The 1,112-nt window shown below is 69.6% G+C and carries 1 protein-coding gene; it reads left to right on the top strand.

Annotated features, from left to right (window positions below; genetic code table 11):
• Positions 1–131: 131 nt before the first annotated feature.
• A partial coding sequence (locus tag Vgi01_RS30305) for an IS1380 family transposase (protein ID WP_204293343.1) occupies positions 132–1,112 on the top strand: 981 nt, incomplete at its 3' end.

Genomic DNA, 1,112 nt, shown 5'->3' with positions numbered 1-1,112 from the left:
CCTGGGTGATTCACGGTGATCGCCGAGATGCGCTGTTCGTCGGCGTGTAGATAAGCGGAAGTGCCTGCCCTGCAAGGGAAACTTGTGATTGCGACATCTACAGGTTTCTCTCTGGGGGAGGCACTTCCAAGGTGCAGCTTACGGCGTGGTCGAAGGATCTACGGGTCACCGCGGGCGGTTCAGGTGTGGTGTCGCACGTTGGTGCGGCGTTGCTGCGGTTGCTGGCGGATCGGGCCGGGTTGACCGCAGGGTTGTCGGCGGGGCTGGCCCGGGCCGGCTGGTGGCCGATGCATGATCGGGGTCGGGTGCTGGTCGACCTGGCGGTGATGATCGCTGACGGTGGGGAAGCCATCAGCGATATCGACGTGCTGCGCCACCAGCGTGAGGTGTTCGGGCCGGTGGCCTCGGACACCACGGTGTGGCGGGCCCTGGACGAGATCGGCGCGGTGCAGTTGCGGCGTATCGCCAAGGCCAGGGCGAAGGTCCGCGCCCGGATGTGGCAGCTGTTCGGCGGCCCGCCGGCGGCGAGGGCGGCCGGGCGGGACATCGGCACCGGCGTGGTGGTCCTGGACGTCGACTCCACGATCGTGATCACACACAGCGACAAGGAAGGCGCTGCGGCCACCTACAAGCACAGCTTTGGTTTCCACCCGATCCTGGTGACCTGCGACAACACCGCCGAGTTGCTCGCGGTGAAGCTGCGGCCGGGCAACGCCGGCGCGAACACCGCCGCCGATCACCTCGACGTGCTCGCCCAAGCCATCGCGCAGGTCCCCGCGAAACACCGCCGGCACCTGCTCATCCGCGGTGACTGCGCCGCGGCCACCCACGCCGTGCTCGACTGGCTCCACGAGCAGGACAGCAAACGCGGCCGGCGGGTCGAGTACTCCCTCGGCTGGTCGATCGGCGAGGCCGAACGCGCCGCCATCACCGCCCTACCCGCCCAGGCGTGGTCACCGGCGATCAACGCCGACGGCGGTGTCCGCGACGGCGCCGCCGTCGCCGAACTGACCGGCCTGCTGCACCTGCCCGGCTGGCCGGCCGGGATGCGGGTCATCGTCCGGCGGGAACGTCCCCACCCTGGCGCCCAACTCACCCTGTTCGAGGACCGG

Source organism: Micromonospora gifhornensis (assembly GCF_016863515.1).
In the GTDB taxonomy this organism is placed as follows: domain Bacteria; phylum Actinomycetota; class Actinomycetes; order Mycobacteriales; family Micromonosporaceae; genus Micromonospora; species Micromonospora gifhornensis.
This window is presented reverse-complemented; position numbering and strand designations above follow the sequence as displayed.